At 67.0% G+C, this 21,520-nt stretch carries 11 protein-coding genes, 1 tRNA gene and 1 other RNA gene; 9 read left to right on the top strand and 4 right to left on the bottom strand.

Annotated elements, in window-relative coordinates; genetic code table 11:
* Nucleotides 1-5: 5 nt before the first annotated feature.
* Nucleotides 6-458 (top strand): ribonuclease HI, encoded by a 453-nt coding sequence (rnhA, locus tag AC5P9N_RS14505; protein ID WP_005408275.1) that lies wholly within the window; start codon nt 6-8, stop codon nt 456-458.
* A 4-nt stretch (nt 459-462) separates the two neighbouring features.
* Entirely contained in the window at nt 463-1,194 is a 732-nt protein-coding gene (gene dnaQ / locus AC5P9N_RS14500) for a DNA polymerase III subunit epsilon (RefSeq protein ID WP_005412428.1), read from the top strand.
* Nucleotides 1,195-1,305: 111 nt separating this feature from the next.
* Here dnaQ and AC5P9N_RS14495 read toward each other — a convergent pair whose 3' ends face one another.
* Complete coding sequence (locus tag AC5P9N_RS14495; RefSeq protein ID WP_005408277.1) at nt 1,306-2,010, bottom strand: PP2C family protein-serine/threonine phosphatase; 705 nt, start codon at nt 2,008-2,010, stop codon at nt 1,306-1,308.
* 165 nt (nt 2,011-2,175) lie between these two features.
* On the opposite strand from AC5P9N_RS14495, the gene AC5P9N_RS14490 reads away from it, so the two are divergent.
* A tRNA-Ser gene (locus AC5P9N_RS14490) sits at nt 2,176-2,266 on the top strand.
* Between the two features lie 407 nt (nt 2,267-2,673).
* Here AC5P9N_RS14490 and AC5P9N_RS14485 read toward each other — a convergent pair.
* Nucleotides 2,674-5,688, bottom strand: coding sequence for an autotransporter outer membrane beta-barrel domain-containing protein (locus AC5P9N_RS14485; RefSeq protein WP_164212584.1), 3,015 nt, complete (start codon nt 5,686-5,688; stop codon nt 2,674-2,676).
* Nucleotides 5,689-5,979: 291 nt separating this feature from the next.
* Here AC5P9N_RS14485 and AC5P9N_RS14480 point away from each other — a divergent pair, with 291 nt between their 5' ends.
* Nucleotides 5,980-6,384: a DUF6165 family protein gene (locus tag AC5P9N_RS14480; protein ID WP_005408281.1), complete on the top strand. Its 405-nt coding sequence runs from the start codon at nt 5,980-5,982 to the stop codon at nt 6,382-6,384.
* Nucleotides 6,385-6,465: 81 nt separating this feature from the next.
* On the opposite strand, the gene AC5P9N_RS14475 is transcribed toward AC5P9N_RS14480, so the two are convergent.
* Nucleotides 6,466-7,512 (bottom strand): glycosyltransferase family 9 protein, encoded by a 1,047-nt coding sequence (locus AC5P9N_RS14475; protein ID WP_099484873.1) that lies wholly within the window; start codon nt 7,510-7,512, stop codon nt 6,466-6,468.
* A 20-nt stretch (nt 7,513-7,532) separates the two neighbouring features.
* On the opposite strand from AC5P9N_RS14475, the gene AC5P9N_RS14470 reads away from it, so the two are divergent.
* From AC5P9N_RS14470 to AC5P9N_RS14460, 3 genes are read left to right on the top strand one after another with little or no spacing between them, the layout of a single operon-like run.
* Complete coding sequence (locus AC5P9N_RS14470; RefSeq protein ID WP_012479275.1) at nt 7,533-8,282, top strand: 3-deoxy-D-manno-octulosonic acid kinase; 750 nt, start codon at nt 7,533-7,535, stop codon at nt 8,280-8,282.
* On the top strand, nt 8,282-9,049 hold the full coding sequence (locus AC5P9N_RS14465; protein WP_005408284.1) for an MBL fold metallo-hydrolase: 768 nt from the start codon (nt 8,282-8,284) through the stop codon (nt 9,047-9,049). Before AC5P9N_RS14470 ends, AC5P9N_RS14465 begins: the two co-directional genes overlap by 1 nt.
* Nucleotides 9,046-9,435 carry a nuclear transport factor 2 family protein gene (locus AC5P9N_RS14460; protein WP_049459828.1) on the top strand — a complete coding sequence of 130 codons (390 nt, stop codon included), beginning with the start codon at nt 9,046-9,048 and terminating at the stop codon, nt 9,433-9,435. The genes AC5P9N_RS14465 and AC5P9N_RS14460 overlap by 4 nt, the downstream gene beginning before the upstream one ends.
* Before the next feature lie 78 nt (nt 9,436-9,513).
* Here the strand turns inward: AC5P9N_RS14460 and ffs are convergent.
* Nucleotides 9,514-9,610: signal recognition particle sRNA small type (gene ffs, locus AC5P9N_RS14455), an RNA gene on the bottom strand.
* Between the two features lie 300 nt (nt 9,611-9,910).
* Here ffs and AC5P9N_RS14450 point away from each other — a divergent pair.
* Both AC5P9N_RS14450 and AC5P9N_RS14445 read left to right on the top strand, forming a co-directional pair.
* Complete coding sequence (locus AC5P9N_RS14450; RefSeq protein WP_204325314.1) at nt 9,911-10,207, top strand: DMT family transporter; 297 nt, start codon at nt 9,911-9,913, stop codon at nt 10,205-10,207.
* Nucleotides 10,208-10,586: 379 nt separating this feature from the next.
* Nucleotides 10,587-21,494, top strand: a complete 10,908-nt coding sequence (locus AC5P9N_RS14445; protein WP_099484874.1) for an autotransporter-associated beta strand repeat-containing protein — start codon at nt 10,587-10,589, stop codon at nt 21,492-21,494.
* The last annotated feature ends 26 nt before the right edge of the window (nt 21,495-21,520 follow it).

Below are 21,520 nucleotides of genomic sequence, written 5' to 3'. Positions count from 1 at the left end.
CTGTATTGAAAACCATCGAAATCCACACCGACGGATCCTGCCTCGGCAATCCCGGCCCCGGCGGCTGGGCTGCGTTGCTGCGCTACAAGGGCCACGAGCGCGAGCTCAGTGGCGGTGAAGCGCACACCACCAACAACCGGATGGAGCTGATGGCGGCCATTTCCGGGCTGGAGACGCTGACCGAGCCGTGCAACATCGTGCTCTACACCGACTCGCAGTACGTGCGGCAGGGCCTGACCCAGTGGATGCCCGGCTGGATCCGCAAGAACTGGAAGACCGCTGGCGGTGATCCGGTGAAGAACCGCGAGCTGTGGGAGCGCCTGCACGCGGCCACGCTGCGGCACCAGATCGACTGGCGTTGGGTGAAGGGCCACTCCGGCGACCCGGACAATGAGCGGGTGGATACCCTGGCCCGCAACGCGGCGATCCAGATCCGCGACGCCAGCCCGGTAAACTGAGCCCATGCGTCAGATCATCCTCGATACGGAAACCACCGGCCTGGAGTGGAAGAAGGGCAACCGCATCGTCGAAATCGGCTGCGTGGAGCTGTTCAAGCGCCGCCCGACCGGCAACAACTACCACCAGTACATCAAGCCGGACTGCGAGTTCGAACAGGGCGCGCAGGAAGTCACCGGCCTGACCCTGGAGTTCCTCGATGACAAGCCTGAATTCGCGCAGATCGCCGATGAGTTCCTGGCGTTCATCGATGGCGCCGAGCTGATCATCCACAACGCGGCGTTCGACCTTGGCTTCCTCGACAACGAGTTGTCGCTGCTGGGGCCGCAGTACGGAAAGATCACCGACCGCTGCACGGTGATTGATACCCTGGCGATGGCGCGTGAGCGCTTCCCGGGCCAGCGCAACTCGCTGGATGCGCTGTGCAAGCGGCTGGGCGTGGACAACTCGCACCGTGCGTTGCATGGCGGCCTGCTCGATGCGCAGATCCTTGGCGATGTCTATATCGCACTGACCTCGGGTCAGGAAGAGATCGGCTTCGGCCTGGGCGAGGAAGATGGCGGCGGTGCCGGCGCGGCGTTGCAGGCTTTCGATACCAGCAAGCTGCTGCCTCGTCCGCGCGTGGTGGCTACGCCGTCGGAACTGGAAGCGCACGCTGCGCGGCTGGAACGGCTGCGCAAGAAGGCCGGCCACGCGCTGTGGGATGGCCCGAAGGTGGAAGAGCCCGCCAGCGCGTAATACATCGAGGTAGTGCCGGCCGCTGGCCGGCATCGTCCTGATACGAGGTTCCCCGCGTGAGCCGGCCAGCGGCCGGCACTACCGCCTCCACGCATGGCGAGGCTCTACCGGTTAATGGCAGCGCACCAGGATCACGCTGATGTTGTCACGGCCACCGCCATCGAGTGCGGCGGCGACCAGCGTATCCACGCATTCCTGCGCGCTGGCATCTTCGAATGCCAGGGTGCGGGCGATGCCGCGGTCATCCACTTCCTCGGTGAGACCGTCGCTGCACAGCAGCAGCTGCATGCCCGGACGCAGCTCACCACTGGTGGTGGCCACGTTCAGGTGGGCTGGATCGGTCACGCCCAGTGCCTGGGTGACCACGTTGCGATGCGGATGCGCGCGCGCCTGTTCGGCGGTCAGGTTGCCCTGCGCGACCAGTTCCTGCACCACGCTGTGGTCCTGGCTGAGCTGCGCCAGCTGGCCGTCGCGCCACAGGTAGGCGCGGCTGTCGCCGACCCAGGCCACTTCATAGCGGTTGCCCTGCACGCGCGCGGCGACCACGGTGGTGCCCATCGGCAACGTGTCGTTGCGCCGGCGCGAGGCGCGGATGATCTCTTCGTCGGCAGTGCGGATGGCCTGTGCCAGCGGTGCGCCGCGGCGAATCTCGCGCACGATGGTTTCGCGTGCCAGTGCACTGGCCACTTCGCCGCAGGCATGCCCGCCCATGCCGTCGGCCACCAGCCACAGGGCCAGCTCGCTGTCACCGTAGTAGGTGTCCTCGTTGAGCTCGCGGCGCATGCCGGGGTGGGTGAGGTGTCCGAATTCGATCATGGTAGGCAGGGCGGGGTATTGCCGGGGGAGACAGGCATCATCGGGTGGCCGCAGGCATCCGGCAAGGCATGCGCCCAGGAAATTTTCAGTTCGTTGGCCGGAATGACTTGTCGTCGGCCTCACTTCCTCGTATGATGCGCGTCCCCGGTCCGCCGGGGACCACCCGGAGAGGTGGCAGAGTGGTTGAATGTACCTGACTCGAAATCAGGCAGGCGTTTATAGCGCCTCGGGGGTTCGAATCCCCCCCTCTCCGCCAGATAAAAGAAAAGGGCTGCCGAAAGGCAGCCCTTTTCTTTTATCTGGCGCGGGACACGACGCGCGTTTCGCGCGTCGCCCCACACGTTGCGTGGCAACGCGTGGGCCCCTCCCTTTGCCTGCCTCTCCCCGCCCCTGTCGGGGCAGCCCCTCAACAGAGGGGCTTGCTTCTCCAGATGGTTCCGGGCGTGGATGCGGCATTGATGACTTCCTTGTCTCTGCGGGAATAGAAGAGGGCTGCCAAAAGGCAGCCCTTTTCTTTTATCTGGCGCGGGACGCGACGCGCGTTTCGCGCGTCGCCCGAGACGTTGCGCCGCTCGTTGCCCGCTGGGTGCATCCACGCACGGCGTGGAAGGCAAGGCCATTCGCACAGGGTGGGGACCGATGCCCTGTGCGAATGGCGTGTGCTCAGAACGTGTAGCCCAGCCCCAGCTGTATGCCGTTCTGGGTCTGGCCGTCGCGCCGCTCGCCCACGTAATCAACCATCACCGACAGGCGCTTGCTGGCACGGCTGGTCACGCCCAGGTTCCAGGCCAGGACCTGCTCACCGACGGGCTGGCTGCTGGCACTGAACAGCAGGTCCGGGGCGGCGGCGAAGCCGTTGCTGTAGCGGGCCTGGGTATCGCCCAGCTCCTTCTGCCAGACCACGCGGGCCCGCGGGGTGATGCGCTCGCCGTTGTTGCCGTCGAAGGTCTTGAACAACTGCAGGCCGGCGCCTACGCGGATGCTTTCCAGGCTGCCACTGCGGCCGATGAGTGCGGCTGCGTCCTGGCCTTCGTTGAAGTGCGTGGCCGAGGTGCGCATGTAGTCGATCACCGGCAGCAGCGGCTGTATCACCAGGCCGTTGCCGGTGGTGAACGAGAACGCATGCTCCACGCGCGCAGAGATCGCGTCGTTGCTGTACTTCGCGCGCAGCGGTGCCTGCAGGCCCTCGATCCCCTCGATGCTGCGACGGGTGTCGTGGCGAAGATCGGTGTAGCGGACGGCGGCAGACAGGTAGCCACGCGAATAGAGCGCGTCCACGTAGCCGCCGATATCCAGCGCGCGGACATCGCCGCTGAATCCTGCACCTTCGCTGGACCGGGTCGACATGTCGGCCGCGGCAAGGCTCACGCCCAGTGTCACGCGGTCGTCTGCCAGATGGGTATCGGCACCAAGCGCGATGCCGCCGATGGTGTGGTTCAGGCCGGCGACGCCCGCACCACCCTCGATACGGCCATGGCTGCCGAACCCGCGCGCCCAGAAGCTGCGGTTGTGTCCGGCGTCGCCCGCATCACTGCCTGCATCTGCCGGTGCAACCAGGTGCATCGCCAGCTGGTTGAACAGGCGACTGCCGGTCGTTGCCGATTGCGCCGAGGCGGTCTGCGCGGCCTGTGCTGCCAGGCCGTCCGCATCGCCACCGCTGCGCGATGCTGCCTGGTGCTGCTGCACGACGTTGCCGATGCTGCCGACCAGTGCGGAATCGGCCAGGCGCAGGCTGGCATGCCCGTCGCCACGCAGTGCTCCCGCCTGGCGCGCGATGTCATCGCGGTCAGCGAACTGCAGGGCGCCCAGCAGTCCGCTCATCGAGGAAGTGCGCTGTGCAGCCGCCTGTTGCAGTGCGATGCCCAGGCCGTCGCCGGACGGGGCATTGCCGAACAAGCGTGTGTCGTCGAAGGAGGGATTGGCGGTCAGCCACAGGCCACTGCCGGTCTGATTGACGGTGAAGCTGAGCAGTGAATTGTGGCGAGGGCGGAATACAGCGCCGGGAGCGGTGAGGTCCACCGCGCTGCCGGCCTCGCCACTGCGCTCGACGTACTGGAAGCGCCCTTCGATGAAGTCCGACACCGGCGCTGCGCGGGTCAGGGTATCGGGCGTAGCGGTGCGGCACCACAGGCCAGCGTACTCACCGTTCGACGCGCTGCAGGGGGCGATGGGCAGCTGCAGGGCGCTGGCATCCACCTGGGTTCCCACCAGGTGGTTCTGCTGCCCGGCCGGGAAGAACGCCTGCTTGACGTCCAGCGTCAGCCTGGCGGCGGGGGCAATGCTCAGCACGGCGCGGTTGATGTTGCCGAACAGGTTGTAGTCCCCCGTCTGCCGGTCCTCATCGACCAGGAAGTAGCGGGCTTCTTCCAGCGTCAGTGCCGGTGCAGTGCGCTGGCTGTCGACCTCGAAGGCCAGGTTCGCACCGTCATTGAGGTTGATGTAGCGACCCTTGCCGATCCGGAAGCGCTCGCTGGTGAACACGTCGTCGCCACCCGGTGCGAGTGCTTCCAGCGAGTAGGGGCGCATGACGATGCCGGACGGCGCGAGCGTTCCGCCCTCGTTGATGTCGATCGTGGCATTCAATGAACCGTGCCCGGTCAGCACGCCGCCGCGTTCGATCACGGTCAGGCTGCGCAGTGCGCCCTGCTGCAGTTCGATGCGCCCGCCATTGCGGGCGCCGATGGCTTCGGCGTGGTGGATCCAGCCATTCTGCTGCAGGCGCAGGGTGCCGCCATCGGCGACCACATACTGGGCGGCGGAAGCGGTATCCAGCGACCAGACCCCGCCCTTGCCGATACGGATCACACCGAAGGCGTCGTCCAGCCGGATGTCCGGGGCCGACTGCTGGAAGTAGCGCAGGTTGGCCAGCGCATTGGTGTAGCGCCCGCGCACGGCCAGGTTCGGATTGAGGTCTCCGCTCACGTCTTTGTCGACGGAAAGCACGTCGCCGGTCTGGACGTAACCGGCTTCGGTGACGACGCGATCACTGTAGAAGGTCACACCGGGATACGCGGTGCAGTTGCCTGCCGCGCTCTGGTCGCGGGTCGGGCAGAAGCGCGTGGCCACGGCCGCCACGTTCGGGTCGAAGTAGCGCAGGAAGCCCGACTGCTGGGTCAGTTCATAGTGCGCCTGGACGATGCGCGCTTCGATGACCGCGAAGTCGGTCGGGCCGAACATGTCCCGGTAGTACTTGATGTACTTGTCCTGCCCCGGGTAGGGGGTAGGACCGTTCGGGCCGGATTCGCCATGGATGCCCAGCACCGTCTCCGTGTAGTTGCCGTGCGCCGGCAGCAGGCCGAACTGCGTGACCTTGCGCTTCACGCCGGCAACGAAGGCGTCGGCGCAGGCCGAGTAGCAGCCGCCGTCCAGTACGGTATCCAGCCCGTGCTGGCGGATGATGGCACCCATGCCCACGCCACCGGAGGCGGCCCCGCCCGGCGAGTTGCGGAACACCACCTGGCGCAGCGGCGTACCCCGGGCCTGCGCGGCGAGGATGTAGGCCTCCAGCGTCTGCGGATCGGTCGCCAGTACGTTGCCGGTGTAGTAGAGCGTGTCTCCATTCACGTGGAACGCGCTGGCATGGGCCTGCGGCGAGGCAGCGATGCCGAGAAGTGCTGCAACAAGGGCACTGCCGAGGACGGTGGCGCGACGGGTGGGGAGGGCGGGATATCGATGCATGCGGAGTTCCACGGAAAGGAGTGAAGTGCGGTTGCCGCCCCTTTTTCGCTGCATGAACACGCTGATGCGGCGTGGTTTCAACACGTTGCAGCCTGGGCAGGGCGGGTCGCGCGCGCTCGGTCGTTGGACTGGCCGGGCGAGGAGGGCGACAGGCCGCCTCTCCAGACCGCTAACGCAGCTGCGGGGGGTTCTCCCCCAGTCATCGCGCTCGGCTGACCATGCAGGCGCCGGGGCGCAGCGTTTGCGCCGCGCGGGTTACCATGTATGCATCACCTGCTGGAGCCTTCCCCCATGAGCGCTGAAATCCTTGTCCCCGTGTCCTTCGGCGAGCTGCTGGACAAGATCTCGATCCTGCAGATCAAGTCCGAGCGCATCAGCGACGAGGGCAAGCTGGCCAACGTGCGCAGGGAGCTGTCGGCGCTGGAGCAGACCTGGATGGCGCACCCGGCGGCGGTGAAGGACATCGCCAAGCTGCGTGCCGAGCTGAAGGCGGTCAACGAGCAGCTGTGGGACATCGAGGACGACATCCGCCTGAAGGAAAAGGCGCAGGCGTTCGACCAGGGCTTCGTCGACCTGGCGCGCAGCGTCTACCTGCGCAACGACGAGCGTGCGCGCATCAAGAAGGCGATCAACCTGGCGCTGGGCTCGGCGTACGTGGAAGAGAAGTCCTACCAGGATTACGCGCAGCGCGCGTAATCCCGGCGGCCAAAAGGGGGGGGGGGGCCACGTCACGCGTGGATGAAACCGCAGGGCGCAGGCCAACGCCCGGCCGGCCCATCACCCCAGATGATCGGCCACGTAACGCTCGAAAGCCGCGATGCCGTCTTCGACAGTGATCAGTTCCATCACATCGTCGAACTCGATCTTGGTGCCCCATTTCAGATCGGCGGCCTGCTTGGCCAGGTACTTGCGTGCAGCGTCGTCGTAGCGGTCCACGCAGTAGCGGCGGTCCGAGTACGGTCCGCTGCGGTTCGGGTTGCTGGCCGCATGCAGGCCCAGCACCTTGGCGCCCATCGCGTTGGCGATGTGCATCGGGCCCGAGTCCGGAGTCATCACCAGGTTGGCGCGGGCAAGCAGGGCAGGCAGCTGCTTCAAGGTGTCCTTCCCGACCAGGTCCAGCGCCGGCGTGAGCAGTTGTGCCTGGATGGCATCGGCCATGCTGCGCTCCAGTTCGCTGCGGCCACCGCACAGCACCACCTGCCAACCACGCTGCGCGGCGTGGTTGGCCACGGCTGCATAGCGGTCTGCATACCAGTTGCGGCGCACGTGGCTGGAACAGGGCGAGATCATCAGCACCGGGCGCCCATCGTCCTGCCATTGCGCAGCGGCCCAGTCATATGCGGACTGTGGCACGGCCAGGTCCCAGCTGACCTCGGTCTGGCGCAGGCCCAGCGGCTCGCAGAAGCTGCCGATGGCATCCAGCACATGGATGCCGGGGCGGTCGGGAATGCGCTCGTTGATGAAGAGCCCGTGCAGGTCCTTGGAACGGCTGCGGTCGTAGCCGATGCGGCGCTCGGCGGGAATGAACGCCGACAGCAGGTTGGCGCGGAACGCCACCTGCATCTGCAGCAGCGCTTCAAAACGCCCCGGTGGCAGCTGTTTGCGCAGCTCCTTGACCCCTGCCATGCCGCTCTTCTTGTCGTAGGCGTGGAAGGTGACGCCGGGCAGGCCATCGAGCAGTTTGTGGCCGACCTTGTCGATGATCCAGTGGATCGGCGTGTCCGGACGCGCAGCCTGCAGGGTGCGCACCAGGGGCACCACGTGGGTGACATCGCCGAGTGCGGACAGGCGCAGGAGGCACAAGGAGGAGGACGCTGATGCCATGTGTTGTTAGACTCAATGAAATGGTCGCATTCGACGCCAATGAAGCGCTGACGCCATGCCGCGAGGGTCGCGGCATCGGGGCCATTCTGTTCGACCGCGAGCGGCTGCGGCAAGCCGAGGTTGGCCTGTTCTCGCCCCAGCACTGGGGAAGCAAGGCCCGGCCGGTCGGCGAGGGCGGCCGCGGCAGCGCCTGGTTCATCGATGCGCCGTTCGGCGCCAGCGTGCTGCGCCACTACCTGCGCGGCGGCCTGGCAGCGAAGATCAGCCATGACCAGTACCTCTGGCGCGGCTCGGACCGGACCCGGAGCTTTGCCGAATTCCGCCTGATGCGCGCCCTGCGCGAGAAGAAGCTGCCGGTGCCCCGGCCGATCGCCGCGTACTACATGCGCGAAGGCCTGCGCTACCGGGCGGCAATCCTGATGGAGCGGATCGAGGGCGTGCGCTCGCTGGCCGACCGTGCGCTGGTCGCCGGACGGGGCGCGCCCTGGGAAGAGACCGGGCGGCTGATCGCCCGCTTCCACCGTGCCGGCCTGGACCATGCCGACCTCAACGCGCACAACATCCTGTTCGATGGCAACGGCCATGGCTGGCTGATCGACTTCGACCGCGGGGTGATCCGCATTCCGGCCACCGCCTGGCGCGAACGCAACCTCAAGCGCCTGCTGCGCTCGCTGATCAAGCTGCGCGGCGAGCGCAGCGTGGAGGACGTGCAGAAGGACTACGCGCGGCTGAGGCGCGCCTATGACATGGCCTGGAACCGGGGCACCTGATGGGCTGGTCGTTGCGTTTCCTCGGCGTCGGCAACGCGTCGGCGGTCGAGCTGGGGTCGCCGATGTCGGTGATCGAGCGGGACGGGCGGCCATGGCTGACGATCGACTGCGGCGGCGAAGGCCTGACCGCGTTCAAGGCGCACTACGGGCACATGCCGCAGGCACTGTTCGTCACCCATGTGCATCTGGATCACGTGGCCGGTTTCGAGCGGCTGTTCGTCGATACCTTCTTCAGCACGCAGCGCCGCGGCAAGGTGCGCCTGTATGTGCCTGCCACCGTGGTGCCGCTGCTGCACAAGCGCATCGGCGACTACCCGAACGTGCTGGCCGAGGGCGGTGCCAACTTCTGGGATGCGTTCCAGTTGATCGTGGTGGGCGAGGCGTTCTGGCACGAGGGCGTGCGCCTGGAAGTATTCCCGGTACGCCACCACTGGCCGGAGACGGCGTACGGCCTGCGCCTGCAGGGCGCGCTGACCTGGAGTGGTGATACCCGGCCGATTCCGGAGATGCTGGCCCGCTTCGCCAATGACAACGAACTGATCGCCCACGACTGCGGCCTGCACGGTAATCCGTCGCATACCGGTGTGGACGACCTGGAGCGCGAGTACAGCGCGGAACTGCAGGCGCGGATGATGCTCTACCACTACGCCAGCGTGGCTGATGGTGTGGCGCTGGCCGCGCGCGGCCACCGCGTGGCGCAGCCGGGGCAGTGCGTGCCGCTGGCAACCCCGACTGCACCGCACGTGCTGGCGCAGGATCCGCCGTGAGCGGTGCCGGCCAGCCCGCCGACGCGGCGCTGGCCGCCGGATTGGAGGTGCTGGAGCGCGCGCTGCATGCGCCTGCGGTGCGGGCCGATCCTGAGCGCCTTGACGCATTGCTGGACGAGGATTTCAGCGAGATCGGCAGTTCCGGGCAATGCTACGGCCGTGATGCAGCCTTGCAGGAGATCCCGTTGGAGCGCGCGCAGGTGCTGATCGAATCGGAACAGTACGCGGTGTGGTTGCTGGCCGACGGTCTGGCCCAGGTGCGTTATCGCAGCCGCCATTACCTCGACGGCCAGCCGCAAGGCTGGGTGCTGCGCAGCTCGCTGTGGCGCCGGCACGGGGATGGATGGCGCATGCTGTTCCACCAGGGCACGCCCGAGGCACGGTAGGATCGGGCCATGTCCGGCGAAGGGCGCCAACCAGGGGTGGCACCTGCCAGGGGCGGGGCGTCGCCGGAAAAGGCGATGGCCCCGCCGGCTGACCTCGGCGCCCGCGTCGATCGATACCGTTGCTGCCTTCCGGCCCTGGCGGGGTTTTCGACCTAGCGTCGCGAGGGGCCGACGGGGCCACCATAGAGACGTCGGCCGCCCGGAGGGCAGCCAGTTCACGGACCAGGGGAAGCAGCGCGCGATGCGCCAGAGACCACAGCCGGACTGCGCATCGGCTGGCCGATGGCAGAGGCGTAGTCTAGCGCAGGCAGGCGCATCGACGCCAGCTTCACGCGCTGAATCCGCTGTAACCCGTTCCCGCCCATGGCGGCCCGGGCCACCCGCCGTTGCTAGAATGCCGGCCAGGAGGAACGGCCTCCCCCACATCGGGAATCAAAGACCAGGACGGCCTGGCCCTACCAAGAGGAGGGCCGTCATGGCCTGGATCTATCTGTTGTTCGCCGGCCTGCTGGAAATCGTCTGGGCCGTGTCCATGAAGCAGTCCGAAGGCTTCACCAAGCTCACCCCCACCGTGGTCACGATCGTCGGCATGATCGCCAGCTTCTGGTTGCTGGCGGTAGCCATGCGCAGCCTGCCGCTGGGCACCGCCTATACGATCTGGACCGGCATCGGCGCGGTCGGTGCGTTCGTGGTTGGCATCGTGTTCCTCGGCGAGCAGGTCAGCCCGATGCGGATCGGTGCAGCGGTGCTGATCGTTTCCGGCCTGTGCTGATGAAACTCTCGAGCAGCTGAATGATTTACTTATGGCGGGGAAAGGAATCTCCGCTTCCAGCAGGTATATGCATTTTCGGCAAGACCATTTTGTCCGCCCGTTTTATTTGACGTACGTCATGAAAATAACGAGCGTGATTCACATGCCGCTGGCACCGACGGTCGCACAGTGCCGCCATTCGTCGGGCGAAACCGGGGAGTTTTCGCCTTGAGGGACACGCTGTCGTACCTGTCACCGGGTGCGACAGCGTGAAGATGTGAAGATTTTCAGGAGTTAATGCCTTCAAACCTTGTTTCCGTATCGGGAGCCGGGGTGGGCCGCATTGTCTCCAAAAAAACCTGCCAGCTGTGCCATCCGGTCTTTTCATGGAGATTTACCGATGAACCGCATTTACCGTCTGGTTTTCAATCGTGCCCTTGGGGTAATGCAGGTTGCTTCGGAGGTCGCCCGGAATCCCGGCGGAAGCGCGGTCAGCGCAGGGCGGGTGCCGCGATTGCGGGCGCACCAGCTGGCGGTGGCTTTGGCCGCAACACTGGCCAGCGGGTCGGCGTTTGCGGCCTGCACTACCGCAGGTACGACGGTGACCTGCGCCACCGGCTCCAATACCAATTCGCTGACCAACAGCATCAACGGCGTGACGCTGAATATCCAGACCGGAGCCGAGCTCAGCGTGCCGCCGATCGTTGGCGGAAGTGCAGTGAATTTGAGTGGTAACGGCATAACCGTGAACAACCAGGGCACGGTCGATCCCACCATCAACGGTGGCCTGAGCCTGGCAGCGTCGGGCATGGTGCTGGGCAACAATACCGTCGGTGGAAACACCATCAGCGTCAACAATCAGGCAGGCGGGGCGATCAAAGGCCTGGTCAACATCGGCTCCATCCTCGGTTTCGGCGGACAGGCGCTGGTGGTGCAGAACGCTTCCGGCGGTGTCAGCAACATCGTCAATGCCGGTAATGTGGACATGTCGATCTTTGGTGCAGGCCTGTTGACCACGGCCGATGCGGCATCGATCGTCAGTTACGGTGGTGCGCAGACCACTCTCGACAACACCGGCACCATTACCGGCCGCATAGGGTTCCAGGGTTCGGCCACGGCGGGAGCCGGCAATACCTTCCTCAACGCAGGAACCATCAACGGCAGTGTGAACCTGGGCAGTTCGGTCTCCGGCAACACCTTCACCGCCGTGTCTGGTTCCAGCGTCAATACCGCCGGTATCGGCGTGGCCGGGCAGGTCGGCGCGCTTGCGGTGAATCTGGCCGCGGCCGGCATCGTCGACGGTGGTTCGGCGTCCAACAACAGCCTGGTGCTGCAGAACAGCGCCACCGGCCCGGGCAGCGGTACCGGTGGGGCGGTGACCACGCTGGGCTGGAACCAGTACATCAACTTCCAGAGGCTCACCGTCAACAGCGGTACCTGGAACCTGCAGGGTGCGTGGGCTGGTGCAGGCACGACCACGCTCAATGATGGCCTGGTCAATTTCAATAATGCCGGTTCCTTCGGCACAGGGCTGTTCACCGCCAACGGCGGTGCCATCGCCGCCTCCACGGCCGGTCTGAATCTGGCCAACGCTTTCAGCCTTGGTGGCAATCTGTCACTGGCGGGGACCAATGCGTTCAGCCTGGGTGGCGTGCTGTCCGGTACTGGGGGGCTGACGGTCAACAACACCGGCATCGTCACGCTCGGCGGCGCAAACCTGTTCTCCGGCGGCGTCAACCTCAACGCCGGCGGCCTGCTGCTGGGCAATGCGGGCGCGCTGGGCAGCGGCAACCTGACCGTGGGTGGCAGCGCTTCACTGGATACGACGTCGGGCTTCACCCTGGGCAACAATCTGGTGATCAATGGCGGGGGCTCGCTGAACCTGCTGGGCAGCAATGCGTTGTCATTGAACGGTTCGATCTCCGGTGCCGGCGACCTGACCAAGAACGGCGCCGGAACTCTCACCCTGAACGGCGCCAATGCGCTGACCGGCAGTTTCAACCTGGCCGGAGGCGCGTTGGCGCTGGGCGCGGGCGGCAGTCTGTCGCCCACCGGTGCGATCACGGTCGGCGTCGGTACCACCCTGGACCTGTCGGCGGCCGCCAACCAGACCATCGGTTCGCTTGCGGGCCTCGGCGGCTCGGTCAACCTGGGCAGCCACACGCTCACCCTCGCCGGGCTGGGCGATACCAGCTACAGCGGTACGTTCGCCGCAGGCACGGGTGGCCTGATCAAGCTGGGCACTGGCGTGCAGACCTTGTCGGGCGTGAACAACCTCAGTGGCGGCGTGGCACTCAACGCCGGTGGCCTGCTGCTGGGCAATGCTGCTGCGCTGGGCAGCGGTGCGCTCAGTGTCGGCGGCAACGTGACGCTCGATGGAACCACGGGGGCGCTTGCACTGGCCAACGCGGTCAACCTCGGGTCGGGCGCCAGCCTGAATCTGCTTGGCGGACAGGCGCTCACGTTCAACGGCGTGATCGGTGGCGGCGGTGGCCTGGTCAAGAGCGGTGCGTCGTCGCTGACGCTCAATGGCGCCAATACCTTCGACGGCGGCGTGGTGTTCAATGCCGGCAGCCTGGTGCTGGGCAACGGCGGTGCACTGGGAACCGGGGCGCTGAACGTCGGCGGTGCGGTATCGCTCGACGCCAGCGCCGGCCTCACCGTGGGCAATGGCATCACGCTTGGCGCCGGTGGTTCGCTCGATGTGCTGGGCTCGAATGCGCTGACGCTGGGCGGTGTCATCGGCGGGAGCGGCAGCTTGGTCAAGAACGGCGCCTCCACGCTGACGCTGGGCGGCGCGAACACATTCACCGGTGGGCTGGCGGTGAATGCCGGAACGGTGTCATTGGCCAGTGGTGGCAGCCTGGCGGCGACCGGCGCGGTCAGCCTGGCCGGCGCTGGCAGCGCACTGGATATCTCGCTGGGTGGCAACCAGACCATCGGTGCGTTGTCCGGCGTGGCTGGCAGCACTCTGTCGCTGGGCAGCAGCACGCTGACCTTTGGTGATGCCACCAACCAGACCTTCGCCGGCGTCATCGGCGGCACCGGTGGCCTGATCAAGCAGGGCACCGGCGTGCAGACGCTGACCAGCGCCAGCACCTTCAGCGGTGGGGTGAATCTTGCCGCCGGTGGCCTGGTGCTGGGCAACGCCGGTGCGCTGGGAAGCGGTGCGCTGACCGTCAGTGGCAACGGTTCGCTGGACGCCACTGCTGCACTGAACCTGGGCAATGCGATCAACCTCGGCGCGGCGTTGACCCTGCCGGGCAGCCAGAACCTGGCCCTGGCCGGCAACATCACCGGCACCGGCAGCCTGGTCAAGAATGGCGCGTCGACACTGACCTTGAACGGTACCAACACCTTCAGCGGTGGACTGAGCGCAAACGCCGGCAGTCTGCTGCTGGGCAACAGTGGCGCACTCGGTACGGGAGTATTGGGCATTGGCGGCAGCGTCTCGCTCGATGGCGGCGCCCCGCTGAACCTGGCCAACAATGTGTCCCTGGGCGCGGGTGCCGCGCTGTCGCTGCCGGGCTCGCAGGCGATCACGCTGGGTGGCGTGGTGTCCGGTGCCGGCAGGCTGGTCAAGAATGGTGCCACCACGTTGACCCTCAACGGCGCCAACAGCTTCGGTGGTGGGCTGACCGTCAACGGCGGCGGCGTGTTCCTGGGGAACGCCGGCGCACTGGGCACCGGTGCACTGTCGGTGGGCGCCAATGCCACGCTGGACAGTTCAGTAGCGCTGAACCTCGCCAACGACCTCAACCTTGGGGCAGGCGCGGCGCTGGATCTGCTGGGCAGCCAGAACGTGTCGCTGGGCGGTCTCATCAGTGGTACTGGCAGCCTGGTCAAGAACGGTACGGCGACGCTGGCGTTGAACGGCGCCAATACGTTCAGCGGGGGCGTCGGCCTCAACGCGGGCCTGCTGCAGCTGGGCAATGCGCAGGCGCTGGGTACCGGCCAGCTGGACGTGGGCGGCAACGCTTCGCTGGAGGCCACAACGGCGCTGGCGCTGGGCAACACCATCGGTCTCGCTGCCGGTGCCAACCTTTCCGTGCTGGGCAACAATGACCTGACGCTGGCCGGTCCGGTATTCGGTGCCGGTGGGCTGATCAAGGACGGCACGGCGCGGTTGACGTTGTCGGGCGCCAATACCTACAACGGAGGCACCACCATCAACGCCGGCACGCTGGCGCTGGGCGCAGGCGGCAGTCTCGCCGCAGCCGGTGCGGTGAATCTTGCCGTTGCGGGCGCGACACTGGACATCTCCGCAGCCGGTGCGGCACAGACCATCGGCGCGTTGAATGGCGTGGCGGGCAGCCAGCTGGCGCTGGGCGCGCAGTCGCTGACCTTTGGCGGTGCCAGCAATGGCAGCTTTGCCGGTGTGATCGGTGGTACCGGTGGCCTGGTCAAAACCGGCACGGGCGTGCAGACGCTGTCCGGTGCAAACACGTTCAGTGGTGGCCTTGCGCTCAACGCGGGCGGGTTGGTACTGGGCGATGCAGGTGCGCTTGGTACCGGTGCGCTGGGTATTGGCGGCACCACCACGCTGGACAGCACGGTGGCATTGAATCTGGCCAACGCGGTGAACTTCGGTGCCGGCACCCAGCTCACCCTGGGCGGAACCAGTGACGTTGCATTCGGAGGCGTGCTGAGCGGCAACGGCAGCCTGGTCAAGAATGGTGCGGGCCTGCTGACCCTCAACAACACCAACACCTTCGGTGGCGGCCTGACCTTGAACGGTGGTGGCCTGGTGGTCGGCGCGAATGGTGCGCTCGGTACCGGTGCGCTGGCGGTCAATGCCAGCACCACGCTGGATGCGGGCACTGCAGTGACGCTCGGCAATGCGGTCACGCTGGGCTCGGGCGTCGCACTCACGCTGCCCGGCAGCAATGCGCTGACGCTGTCGGGCGTGGTAGGCGGCAATGGCAGCCTGATCAAGAATGGCGGCACCACGTTGACGCTGTCCGGTGCCAACACCTACACCGGCGGTACCACCATCAACGCCGGCACGCTGGCGTTGGGCACGGGTGGCAGTCTCGCCGCAGTCGGTGATGTCACGTTGGGCGCAGGCGCAGGCTTCGATATCTCCGGTGCCGGCGGCAACCAGACCATCGGCGCGCTCAACGGCGCGGGCGGCAGCACGCTGACGCTGGGCGGCAATTCGTTGACCTTCGGTACCGCCGGCAACGCCGCGTTCGATGGCGTGATCAGCGGCGGTGGTGGCCTGGTCAAGGTGGGCGCGGGCGTACAGACCTTGTCCGGCGCCAATACCTTCGGTGGCGGCGTGACCCTCAATGCAGGCGGACTGGTGCTCGGCAATGATGCGGCGCTGGGCACGGGCGCATTGACCGTCGGTGGTGCTGCCACGCTGGATACCACCGGCCTGGCAACGCTGGCCAACAACATTGCGCTCAACGCCGGGCTGACCGTGCTCGGGACCAACGCACTGACGCTAAACGGCGTCCTTTCCGGTGCCGGCAGCCTGACCAAGAATGGCAGCGCGACGCTGACGTTGAATGGCGCCAACACCTACACCGGTGGCACCAACATCAACGCCGGCACGCTGGCGCTGGGGGCCGGTGCCAGCCTGGCCGCGAGCGGTACCGTCAATCTTGCCACCGGCGCCACGCTGGACCTGTCGGCCGGCAGTGGCACGCAGCAGTTCGGCACGCTGGTCGGCAACGGTACGGTGAACCTCGGTGCCAACTCGATCGAGGTCGGCGGCGCTGCCAATGGCACCTTCAGTGGCTCGATCGCAGGCACGGGTGGCCTGACCAAGGTCGGTGCGGGCATCGAGACGCTGACCGGTGCCAATACCTACACCGGCGGGACCTTCATCAATGCCGGCACGCTGGCGATTGGTCCGGGCGGCAGCCTGGCCGCCACCGGCGCTGTGACGCTGGGCGCTGCCGGCACGGGCTTCGATATCTCCACCGCAGGGGCCGGCCAGACCATCGGGTCGTTGAATGGCGTGGCGGGCTCGACGGTGAGCCTGGGGGCACAGACGCTGACACTCGGTGGCGTTGGCAACAGCCTCTTCGATGGCGCGATTTCCGGCACCGGTGGCCTGGTCAAGAATGGCGCCGGCATCCTCACGCTGGGCGGCGCCAATCTGTTCAGCGGTGGCGTTGCACTCAACGGCGGTGGCCTGGTGGTCGGCAACAACGCTGCGCTCGGCAGCGGTGCGTTGACGGTCGGAAGCAACGCAACGCTGGATGCATCGACCGGTGCCAGCCTGGCCAACAACATCAGCCTGGCAGCGGGTGCCAATCTTGATCTGCTCGGCAGCCAGTCGCTGGCACTGGGCGGTGTGATCTCGGGTACAGGCGGGTTGATCAAGGACGGTGCGGCCACGGTAACCCTGAGCGGTGCCAACACCTACACCGGTGGTACCACCATCAACAGCGGCACGCTGGCGATCGGTGCCGGTGGCAGCCTCGCCGCAACCGGCGCGGTGAACCTGGCCGGCACCGGTACGCTCGACATCTCCGCGGGCAACCAGGCCATCGGTTCGCTGGCCGGCGTGGCCGGCAGCACGGTGGCGCTGGGCGGCAGCACGCTGACCCTGGGCGGCACGGTGGACAGCACCTTCAACGGTGTGATCGGCGGCAGTGGTGGCCTGATCAAGAACGGCGCGGGCGTGCAGACGCTCAATGGCGCCAACACCTTCGGCGGTGGCGTGGCGCTCAACGCCGGTGGCCTGGTGGTCGGCAACAATGCTGCGCTGGGTACCGGTACGGTGACGGTCGGAGGCGCTGCCACGCTCGATTCGAATACTGCGGCCATCCTTGCCAACAACTTCGTCCTCAACAACGCGTTGACCGTGCTGGGCAGCAACAACCTCACCCTCAATGGCAGCCTGAGCGGCACCGGCAGCCTGACCAAGGAGGGGGCAGCCACGCTGACCCTGAACGGCACCAATAGCTACACCGGCGGCACCATCATCAACGCCGGTACGTTGGCACTGGGCGCGGGCGCGAGCCTGCACGCCAGTGGCATCGTCAACCTGGCCTCGGGAGCGACCTTCGATCTGTCGGCGGGCAGCGGCACGCAGCAGTTCGGTACCCTGGTCGGCAACGGTACGGTGAACCTGGGCGCCAACACGCTGACGATCGGAGACGCCACCAATGGCACGTTCAGTGGCTCGGTGGCTGGCTCCGGTGGCCTGATCAAGGAAGGATCGGGTACCCAGACCTTGACCGGCACCAATACCTTCACCGGTGGTACCACCATCAACGCAGGCACGCTGGCGATCGGCGCCGGTGGCAGCCTGGCTGCGACCGGTGCGGTGAACCTGGCCAACGCCGGCACCGCCTTCGACATCAGTGCGGGGGGCGCGCAGGCCATCGGCTCGCTGGCCGGCGTGGCGGGTTCGGCAGTGGCGCTGGGCGGCAGCACGCTGACGCTCAATGGCGTGAGTAACAGCGTCTTCGCCGGTGACATCACCGGCACCGGTGGCCTGGTGAAGAACGGCGCAGGCATACAGACCCTGAGCGGCAACAATACCTTCAGCGGCGGCGTGGCACTCAACGCCGGCGGCCTCGTCCTGGGCAACAACAATGCACTGGGAACCGGCGCGCTGACCGTGGGCGGCAATGCCAGCCTGGACGGCACCAGCGCGCTGACCCTGGCCAACAGCGTGCAGCTGGCCGGCGGTACGCTGACCCTGGCCGGCAGCAACGCGTTGACCTTGAATGGCCCGATCAGCGGTGCCGGCGGCCTGCTGAAGGATGGCGCGGCGACGGTTACCCTCGGCGGCGCCAGCAGCTACACCGGCACCACGACCATCAACAGCGGCACGCTGGCGGTGGGTGCGGGCGGCAGCCTGTCTGGCGCCAGCACGGTGAACCTGGCCGGCACCAGCACGCTGGACATCAGTGCCGGTGGCAACCAGAGCATCGGCGGCCTAGCCGGTGTTGCCGGCAGCACGGTGGCGCTGGGCGGCGCAACGCTGACCACCGGCGGCAACAACGCCAGCACCACGTTTGCCGGCGTCCTCGGTGGTACCGGCGGCCTGGTGCAGAGCGGTACCGGAACGCTGACCCTGAGCGGCGACAACACCTACACCGGTGGTACCACCATCAACGGTGGCAGCACGCTGCAGATCGGCAGCGGTGGCAGCACCGGTTCGGTGCTGGGCGACATCACCAACAACGGCAGCCTGGTCTACAACCTTGGCACCACGGCAACCGTGGGCGCCGTGGTCAGTGGCAATGGCGGTCTGACCCAGGCCGGCAGCGGCACGCTGGTGCTGACCGGCAACAACACCTACACCGGAGGGACCACCATCAATGCCGGCGGCACGCTGCAGATCGGCAACGGTGGTGCGACCGGTGCGATCGTCGGCGACATCACCAACAACGGCGCGCTGGTGTCCAACGTGGCCGGCAACACCACGCTCGGTGGCACCATCAGCGGTAGTGGCGGCCTGACCCAGGCCGGCAGCGGCGTGCTGGTGCTGACCGGCAACAACACCTATACCGGCGGCACCACCGTCAATGCCGGTGGCACCCTGCAGGTGGGCAATGGCGGTGCGACCGGTGCGATCACCGGCAACGTTGCCAACAACGGCAGCCTGGTATTCAACGTGGGCGGCAACACCACCGTCGGTGGCGCGATCAGCGGCAGCGGTGGCCTGACCCAGGCCGGCAGCGGCGTGCTGACCCTGGTCGGCAACAACACCTATACCGGTGGCACCACGATCAATACCGGCGGTACGCTGCAGGTCGGCAACGGCGGGGCAACCGGCGCCATCGCTGGAGACATCACCAACAATGGCGCGTTGATCTCCAACGTGGCCGGCAACACGCAGCTGGGCGGCACCATCAGCGGTACGGGGGGCCTGACCCAGGCGGGCAGTGGGTCGCTGGTGCTGACCGGCACCAACACCTACACCGGGGGTACCACCATCAACGCCGGCGGCACGCTGCAGCTGGGCAATGGCGGCGCGACCGGCTCGATCATTGGCGATGTCACCAACAACGGCACGCTGCTGTCCAACGTGGCCGGCAACACCACACTGGGTGGCACCATCAGCGGCAGCGGCGGCCTGACCCAGGCCGGCAGCGGCACTCTGACCGTGACCGGCAACAACACCTACACCGGGCCGACCACGATCAATGCAGACGGCACGCTGCAGGTCGGCAACGGCGGTGCCACCGGCGCGATCGGCGGCAACGTCACCAACAACGGCAGCCTGGTGTTCAACGTGGGCGGCAACACCACGGTCGGCGGCGCCATCAGCGGCAGCGGTGGCCTGACCCAGGCCGGCAGCGGCACGTTGATCCTGGGCGGCAACAACACCTATACCGGTGGCACCACCATCAACACCGGCGGCACGTTGCAGGTTGGCAACGGCGGCGCCAGCGGTGCGATCGCCGGCAACGTCAGCAACAACGGCAGCCTGGTGTTCAACGTGGGCGGCAACACCACCGTCGGAGGCACCATCAGCGGCAGTGGTGGCCTGACCCAGGCCGGCACCGGAACGGTCACCCTGACCGGCAACAACACCTACACCGGCGGCACCACCATCAATGCCGGCGGCACTGTGCAGGTCGGCAATGGCGGCGCCAGCGGCTCGATCACCGGCAACATCACCAACAACGGTGGCCTGGTCATCAACACCGGCGGCACCACCACGCTGGGCGGCACCATCAGCGGTGGTGGCAGCATCGTGCAGGCAGGCCCGGGCGGCCTGAACCTGGGCGGCAACAGCGGCGGCTTCAGCGGCACCGGCCAGGTCACCGGCGGTGGCCTGAATGTCACCGGCAACATCGGTGGCCAGTGGACCATCGGCAGCGGTACCACGCTGTCCGGTACCGGGACCATCGGTGGCACGGGTGGCGGCGTGACGGTGTCCAGCGGCGGCGTGCTGTCGCCGGGCAATGGCCCGGGCAACGGCAGTGGTGCGGGCAATGGCACCGGCACGATCACGGTGGGCGGTAACCTGACGTTGTCGCCGGGCAGCACGCTGGGCGTCGATCTGGGTGCCACCGGCAGCGATACGGTACAGGTGGGCGGCAGCGCCAACGTGGGTGGCAGCATCGTCAAGGTGAATACCATCTCGCCGAACACCAGCTACCAGCAGGGCCAGCAGTACACCGTGATCAACGCGGGTGGTGGCGTCAGCGGGCAGTTCGCTTCGGCGACCTCGCCGTCGGCCTTCCTGACCATCACCCCGGTCTATACCGCCAACACGGCCAACCTGCAGATCGACGTAGCGCAGACCGCGGCATTCACCACGGCGGCGAAGACGCGCAACCAGTACAACACCGCTGCGGCTCTGGACAGCCTGCCGCAGAGTGGTTCGGCACTGGGCCTGTACAACACGGTGCTGATGTATGACGCAGGAACCGCGCGCGCGGCGTTCGACCAGTTGTCCGGTGAGGTGCATGCGGCCAGCCGTGCGGTGTTGCTGTATGACAACTACCTGGAAGAGGGCATCCGCCAGCGTCTGGGCAGCGAGCTGCCGACCGTGCGTGGCGAGCGTGCCTCGGCCTGGCTGGCCGGCAGCGGCAAGGTGTTCAAGCAGGATGGCGATGGCAACGGCGACGACATCCGCTCCAACCGCAATGCACTGATGGCGGGCGTGGACTGGCAGCTGGGCGAGCATGTGGTGCTGGGTGCGGCCGCAGGCAACGAGCGGCTGGATACCCGCCTCTACGATCGCAGCTCGCGGGCCCGCCTGCGCGGCAACACGTTCGGCCTGTATGCGCAGGGCCAGTGGAACAACGGCTTTGCGCTGGGTGGCAGCGTGTCGCGCGGTGATTACCGCACACGCACCACGCGTGAGGTGCCGCTGCTGGGGCAGACCCTGTACAGCCGCCAGGATTCGGATGTGACCATCGCGCAGGTGGAGGGCAGCTGGACCTGGACCCATGGCAAGACCCAACTGCAGCCGTATGTGCAGTTCACCAGGCACTGGGTCGACAGCGAGCGTGCGGTGGAGCAGGGCGGAACGGCCGCGCTGGTGCTGGAAGGCGGCAAGGACACGCTCAATGTCAGCACCGTGGGCGTGCGTGGACGCTGGGATGTGGGCAGCGGCGAGCGCTTCCCGGCGCAGCTGACGGTTGGCCTGGGTTGGCAGCACGCATCGGGTGATACCGATGTGGCCAGCCGCAACCGCTTCGCCGTTGGTGGCAACGCGTTCGATGTCTACAGCGCGGTGATGGCGCGCAACGCACTGGTCAGCCAGCTCGGCGTGGCGGTGGGCCTGGGTCGCAACAGCCAGCTGTCGATGTTCGTGCAGGGCCAGCACGGCGATGGCCGCCGCGACGTGGGCGGGCAGATCAACCTGCGTGTGGGCTTCTGAGGAGAGTGGGGCGACGTTGGATCCAC

This window comes from Stenotrophomonas sp. YJH_SMC_6 (genome assembly GCF_059371335.1).
The sequence above is the reverse complement of the archived record's forward strand: the minus strand, read 5'-3'. Positions and strand labels throughout refer to the sequence as shown.

What these genes read in the sequence shown, in the direction of transcription:
- AC5P9N_RS14465 (WP_005408284.1), top strand. Translation starts at nt 8,282, where the DNA reads ATGGGCTGGTCGTTGCGTTTCCTCGGCGTCGGCAACGCGTCGGCGGTC.
- dnaQ (WP_005412428.1), top strand. Translation starts at nt 463, where the DNA reads ATGCGTCAGATCATCCTCGATACGGAAACCACCGGCCTGGAGTGGAAG.
- AC5P9N_RS14450 (WP_204325314.1), top strand. Translation starts at nt 9,911, where the DNA reads ATGGCCTGGATCTATCTGTTGTTCGCCGGCCTGCTGGAAATCGTCTGG.
- AC5P9N_RS14470 (WP_012479275.1), top strand. Translation starts at nt 7,533, where the DNA reads ATGGTCGCATTCGACGCCAATGAAGCGCTGACGCCATGCCGCGAGGGT.
- AC5P9N_RS14445 (WP_099484874.1), top strand. Translation starts at nt 10,587, where the DNA reads ATGAACCGCATTTACCGTCTGGTTTTCAATCGTGCCCTTGGGGTAATG.
- AC5P9N_RS14485 (WP_164212584.1), bottom strand. Translation starts at nt 5,688, where the DNA reads ATGCATCGATATCCCGCCCTCCCCACCCGTCGCGCCACCGTCCTCGGC.
- AC5P9N_RS14480 (WP_005408281.1), top strand. Translation starts at nt 5,980, where the DNA reads ATGAGCGCTGAAATCCTTGTCCCCGTGTCCTTCGGCGAGCTGCTGGAC.
- AC5P9N_RS14475 (WP_099484873.1), bottom strand. Translation starts at nt 7,512, where the DNA reads ATGGCATCAGCGTCCTCCTCCTTGTGCCTCCTGCGCCTGTCCGCACTC.
- AC5P9N_RS14495 (WP_005408277.1), bottom strand. Translation starts at nt 2,010, where the DNA reads ATGATCGAATTCGGACACCTCACCCACCCCGGCATGCGCCGCGAGCTC.